The organism is Polaromonas sp. P1_E1_2 (assembly GCF_056406035.1).
Genome location: NZ_JBFUAZ010000238.1, coordinates 1 through 5,859, shown reverse-complemented (window position 1 = coordinate 5,859; position 5,859 = coordinate 1). Strand labels below are relative to the sequence as shown.

At 64.1% G+C, this 5,859-nt stretch carries 7 protein-coding genes; 3 read left to right on the top strand and 4 right to left on the bottom strand.

The window, feature by feature from the left end:
* The coding region (locus AC1D1P_RS12445) for a Bug family tripartite tricarboxylate transporter substrate binding protein (protein ID WP_477673195.1) at positions 1-760 on the bottom strand (760 nt) is incomplete at its 3' end.
* 258 nt (positions 761-1,018) lie between these two features.
* On the opposite strand from AC1D1P_RS12445, the gene AC1D1P_RS12440 reads away from it, so the two are divergent.
* The gene (locus AC1D1P_RS12440) at positions 1,019-1,747 is read left to right on the top strand and encodes a hypothetical protein (RefSeq protein ID WP_477673194.1); all 729 of its coding nucleotides are present in this window, start codon (positions 1,019-1,021) and stop codon (positions 1,745-1,747) included.
* 13 nt (positions 1,748-1,760) lie between these two features.
* Here AC1D1P_RS12440 and AC1D1P_RS12435 read toward each other — a convergent pair whose 3' ends face one another.
* A complete protein-coding gene (locus AC1D1P_RS12435) occupies positions 1,761-2,594 on the bottom strand; it encodes an aldo/keto reductase (protein WP_477673193.1) in 834 nt (277 codons plus the stop codon).
* Positions 2,595-2,738: 144 nt separating this feature from the next.
* On the opposite strand from AC1D1P_RS12435, the gene AC1D1P_RS12430 reads away from it, so the two are divergent.
* Positions 2,739-3,050, top strand: a complete 312-nt coding sequence (locus AC1D1P_RS12430; RefSeq protein WP_477668589.1) for a cupin domain-containing protein — start codon at positions 2,739-2,741, stop codon at positions 3,048-3,050.
* A gap of 28 nt (positions 3,051-3,078) precedes the next feature.
* Here the strand turns inward: AC1D1P_RS12430 and AC1D1P_RS12425 are convergent, their stop codons facing one another.
* Entirely contained in the window at positions 3,079-4,152 is a 1,074-nt protein-coding gene (locus AC1D1P_RS12425) for a DUF6352 family protein (protein ID WP_477673192.1), read from the bottom strand.
* Between the two features lie 12 nt (positions 4,153-4,164).
* Complete coding sequence (locus AC1D1P_RS12420) at positions 4,165-4,317, bottom strand: hypothetical protein (RefSeq protein ID WP_477668591.1); 153 nt, start codon at positions 4,315-4,317, stop codon at positions 4,165-4,167.
* A 177-nt stretch (positions 4,318-4,494) separates the two neighbouring features.
* On the opposite strand from AC1D1P_RS12420, the gene AC1D1P_RS12415 reads away from it, so the two are divergent.
* A partial coding sequence (locus tag AC1D1P_RS12415; RefSeq protein WP_477673191.1) for a DUF6600 domain-containing protein occupies positions 4,495-5,859 on the top strand: 1,365 nt, incomplete at its 3' end.

Below are 5,859 nucleotides of genomic sequence, written 5' to 3'. Positions count from 1 at the left end.
GCATGAAAAGGCCGTACCAGGTGCTGACGTCAAAGTCCTTGTAGCCCAGTTCAGCCACGGTAGGCACTTCGGGCAGCGAGGTGCTGCGGCGGGCCGAGGTGACGGCCAGCGGGCGCAGCTTGCCCGACTTGATCTGGGCAATGGCCGAGGGCAGCGAGGACACCATGAGGTCCACGTTGCCGGCCAGCACGTCCATCATGGCCGGGTTGGAACCCTTGTAGGGCACGTGGCGCAGCTTGATGTTGGCGGYGCTGTTGAAGATCTCGCCGGCCAGGTGGATGGTCGTGCCATTGCCGGGCGAGCCGTAGGTGATGGAGTCGGGCGCTGCTTTGGCTGCCGCCACCACGTCGGCCAGCGTCTTGAAGCGCGACTGCACGCCCGTGACGATCACCACCGGCGTGTAAGCCACGTGGGCCACGGCCACCAAATCCCTGGTCGGGTCGTAGCTCAGGTTTTTGTACAGCCAGGGTGCAACGACCAGGTTGTCCTTCTGGCCCATGACCATGTCATAGCCCGTGGGCGCGGCACGCACGGCTTCGGCGATGCCGATGGTGCCGCCGGCGCCGCCGCGGTTGTCGGGGATCACATTCCACTTGCTGACCTCGGTCAGCTTGTTGGCCACCAGGCGCGACAGGATGTCGGTGCCGCCGCCGGGGGGGAACGGAACGATCAGCCGGATCGGCTTGGCCGGGTAGGTTTGGGCCTGCGCGGCACAGAGCATGAGCGCGAGGGCGATGAACGACAAAAACTTGCGAAGCATGGGGAAGGTCTCCTTATGGGGCTTGCAAGCATAAGGCGAATGAAAAAGAAGCACCCGCTTGCAACCGGTTTGACCTTCAATTTTATTCGCCGGCCTGTCTATACAACATGGCGGCGTAGCGAGGCCGGACCGTGATCCGCGGGGTCCGGCGTCTCGATCGGCGATGGCGCGGACGGGCTGCAGCGTCTGCCATGCACCACCAGCGCCCCCGCAAGCGCCGCTTATGATCAGCCCTTTAAAAAATAAGGGGGGCCTTGCATGTCATCAAACTCTTCTGCCGCGCCATCCATGGTGCGCACCGGCGCCAAAGCCGGCATGGCGTTTGCCAGTTCCGTCGCCATGGGTGGTTTGCTGGCTTTCCTGCTGGGCGGTGGCGTGTTCTTCTTCTACCTGAGCCGGCTGTCCGGCCTTGGCATGCCCGCCGCTGCGCATGCAGGCGGCGCCGGCGCCATCCTCGCCTTGCTGTTTTCACCGCCATTGCTGGTCAGCATGCTGCTGCTGGCCTTTGTTCCGATTTACCTGATGCTGGGCGTGGCGCGTGGCCGCAGCCGGGCCATACAACAAGTCGTGACGGGTCATGGAGAGGCCATGTCGCAGCGCTTGACGGACGCGATTGCCGGACGTATCGAGGCCATGCCGCGAACCAAGGGTGCACTCGAACGGGTGTCAGAGATGCTGTCGGCCGATGCCATCGGTCAGCAATTGGCGCCCGTGCTGGGCCAGGGACGCGCCGTGCGCGGCATGATCAATTTCGTGGTGAACCGCCTGCCGCTGGCTGATGTATTGGCGCAATGGCAGCAGGCCCGCGCCGCCGAGGCCGCACCTGCGCCAGCACCAGGTTCGCCTGACCCCGTGTTGCGCACTCTGCTCGCGCAGCGTATTAGCCAGACGCTTCAGGATGCCGCCACGCCTTCCCGCAAGCCGCTCTACATCGCCATGGCCGTCCAGGCGGCCTTGCTGGCAGTAGGGATGTGGCTGATGCGTTGACCCCTGGAAAGGTCTAGATCATCTCCAGCGAGGTGGCGCGGGAAGGCGGCTTGAACAACACATCCAGTTCAGCCAGTTGTTCATCGCTGAGCCGGATCTGCGCTGCCGCGGCGTTCTCGCGCAGCCGTTCCGGATGGCTGGTTTTGGGAATCGCGATGACGCCGCCCTGCGCCAGCACCCAGGCCAGCGCCGCCTGGGCGGGCTGCATGCCGTGACGCGCGGCGAAGCGGGTCAGGCCCGCATGGCGCAGCAGCCGCGCCTGCTCGATCGGTGAATAGGCCATGACCGGTACCTTGCGTTCATGCAGCCATGGCAGCAAGTCCCACTCAATGCCGCGGCGCGTGAGGTTGTACAGCAGCTGGTTGATTTGCACGCCCTGACCGCCGGGCACTTGCCACAGCTCCTGCATGTCGGAGAGGTCAAGATTGCTCACGCCGTAATGACGGATCTTGCCGGCCTTTTGCAGCGCCATCAAAGCCTGCATGGTTTCGGCCAGCGGCACAGAACCCCGCCAGTGCAGCAAGTAAAGGTCAATGCGGTCGGTGCGCAGCCGCCGCAGGCTGCGCTCGCACGCGGCCACCGTTCCCGCCTTCGAGGCATTGTGCGGATACACCTTGGTGACGATGAAGGCCTCATCACGCCTTCCCTGCAGCGCCTCGCCAACAAGCTCTTCGGCCAGCCCCTCGCCATACATTTCCGCGGTATCGACCAGCGTACAGCCCAGGTCCAGGCCGAGCTGCAGGGTCGCGAGTTCGTCGGCGCGCCGCGCCGGCGCATCGCCCATGTTCCAGGTGCCCATGCCCAGGGCGGAAACGGCTTCGCCGCAGGGCAGCAATACGCTTTTCATGCAAACCATCTTAGCGCCGCGGAGTCCTGAACGGCGCATTTCAGTGATGCGGATACGGAATCAATGGCCCCCGAAGAATTCATGGTTCCGCCGGCCCCGCGACGTAGCATGGCGGGGCTTTCACTGCACCTGATGGAGACCGACATGAAGATCATCCGAAGCAAGGATTTCACCGCAGCACGCGCCTGGGGCGCGCTGACGGTAGCCAATATGCAGGGCATCACCACCCGGCTGCACTGGACCGACAAACCCTACAAGTGGCATATCAACGAAGGCGAAGAAGTGTTTGCGGTGCTCGATGGCCGCGTGGAAATGCGTTACCGCGACAACTGCGGACAATGCTCCGTGATGCTGGAAACCGGCGACATCTTTTTCGCGAGCGTGGGCACCGAGCATGTCGCCTCGCCGGTGGGCGAGGCCCGCGTGCTGGTGGTGGAAGTGGAGGGCAGCGACTGAAATGATCCGGCTTGATCCGCGCACACCCCTAGGAAGCTGCAGGCAGCAGCGGCAGGTTCACCAGCAGGTTTTGCGGCTTGAGCTTTACCACCCCGTCGGCGTTCATCATCAATCCCAGGTACACCGGCTTGCCGGCCACATCGCTGCGCATTTCCCGCGCATCCACAAACTCCAGCCGGAACAGGCTGACCAGGCGCTGCAGCCGGTCGGGCGCAACGTCCCTTCCCTCATACAGGTCATTGAGCAAGGCTGTGGAGTCCACGTCCAGCCCTACATGCCAGCGCCAGGCTTCATCGTCCACTTTCTGCACGGGCCGGATGGTGACTTCAACGCCCAGAAAATGCTTCACCCACTTCTGCAACACACTTGCCAGCGCCTTGAGACCTGAGCGGGCACGCACCATGGTGAAGACCAGGCCGTGGCTCAGGTCGTTGCTGACTTCATGCGTCAGGTCCAGCAAAAAACGGTGGCGGCCCGGCTGCTGCCAATACGTGAAAGCGTTGTCGTCATTGAGCACCTGCAGCTCCACAACAGGCACCGGCGCCTTGGCCTCCGCAAGGAAGCGGCCGAAGTCGCCCACACCGCCGGTCTCATTGAACATGTCGATCACCTCCTGGTCGCCGCTTAGCACCTGGCCGTCCTGTGTACTGATGCGCTGCGGGCGAAACAGCATTTCAGCGGCGCGCACTTCATATGCGTCGGTGGAACCGTGCAGCACATTGTGGACAACGGCCTGGGCAACCAGGTCGATGAACAACGGCGGTATGTCGATGCGGCCCGTTCCGTCCCGCGGGAACAGGCTCAGGTAATACGCCTCCAGCGTGCCGGCGGCGAGCAAGCCATCGCGAAAGCGCAAAAACAGCTTGTAGTTGTCACGCGCATCCGCATCTTGCAGGGCCGTCAATTCGGCAGGCGAGACCGGCCGGGACGGCGCGGCCACCAGTGCGGCGTGCAAGGCACGTTCGGCATCGCATGACTCCGCCACCGGCGCGAGTTCGGGCCGCGCGAGGAAGAGCCGCAGATAGTCGTCGGAGAGGGCGAGCCAGCCGCGTGCGTTGCGCTGGAGCCGGGAAAAGCCACTGGAAGGCCAGAAATCTTGCATGGGGCAATCGTCTCATATTGCACGCGCCATTTTTTCGCCGCAACCCAGTCGCTCCTTTTTTGATAGCTGCTCGCGCTCGTCTGCATTGACTTGCAGGCATTTTTCTCTAATAAAAATGTCATCAACAGAAAGATCAGCCGCTGCGGACATYACATCCCGTTTCATTCCTGCCTTCTGTTTCGCAATCTTTACTGCCTGTTAGCACTCCATCCATCGTCACGCACGTTGTACTGGGTAAGGTCTCCTCATCAGGCTGGCGATCACGATGCGATCATGACCGTTACGTGTCAGCCCGCCTTCCAGTCCATCCATGTCCCGCAAGACAGGAAGAGAGCGTTCAACATGACAGCAATCGACACCAGCGACACAAATTCGTCCCATACCGACCACACGGCCTTCCGGCCTTCGCACCTTTACGGGTACTTCGTGCTGCTGGCCTTTGCAGTCCTGCTGGCATTGCTGCAGCCCGTTGCCTGGGCGCAGGAACCTGCGCCTCAGGGCGCCCAGCTGGACCCACCCGGCCGGGTCGCCAGACTTAACCTGGCCGAAGGCGCCGTAAGCTTCGCACCGGGCGACAGCAACAACCCGGCAGAAGCCCCGGCCTGGACACCCGCCATGCTGAACCGGCCGCTGACAGCCGGCGACAGGCTGTGGACGGGCCCCGGCGCCCGCTCGGAACTGTACGTGGGCTCGACCGCGCTGCGCATGAACAGCCAGACCAGCCTGGATTTCCAGGCACTGGACGACAACACCACCCAGCTGCGCCTCGCCCAAGGCACGCTCAAGCTGCGCGTGCGGGCCCTCTACGAAGGCCAGCGCCTGGAAGTGGATACGCCCAACCTCGCGTTTGTGGTGGCGCAGCCCGGTGACTACCGGCTGGACGTCGACCCTGCCAGCAACACGACGCGCGTGGTGGCCCAGTCGGGCAGCGGCGTGATTTATGGCGACGGCGTCGCCCCTGTCACGCTGCAAAGCCGCCAGCAGGCCAACTTCAGCGGCACGCAGCTCACCCCGGCAGGACCGGGCGCCGCACAGCAGGACAGTTTTGACCTGTGGGCCGCTAACCGCGACCGGCGTGAAGACCAGTCGGTTTCGGCGCGTTACATACCGCGCGAAACCGTGGGCTACCAGCAGCTCGACAGCTACGGTAACTGGAGTCAGGACCCGGCCTACGGTGCCGTCTGGATACCGCGCGCCGTGCCCGCCAACTGGGCGCCCTACCGCGTCGGCCACTGGGCCTGGGTCTCGCCCTGGGGCTGGACCTGGGTGGACGACGCGCCCTGGGGGTTTGCACCGTTTCACTATGGCCGCTGGGCACAAATCGGCCCGCGCTGGGCCTGGGTGCCGGGCCGGCTGGCACCGCGCCCTGTCTATGCGCCCGCCCTCGTCGCTTTTGTGGGCGGCAGCAGCGGCGGTGTGAACTGGAACATTTCCATCGGCGGCGCACCGCGGCCCGGTGTGGGCTGGTTCCCGCTGGCACCCGGCGAAGCCTTTCGCCCCGCCTACCGCGTGAGCCCGCGCTACGTCACGCAGGTGAACCACAACATCGTGGTCAACAACACCGTCAACGTGACCAATATTTACCGCTACCAGCGCCAGCCTGCAGCGGTGACGGCTGTCAGCCGCGAGGACTTCGAGCGTGGCCGGCCTGTGCACGGCAATCCCCACCGGCTGAGCAGCGCCGACCTGGGCCGCGCACAACTCTTG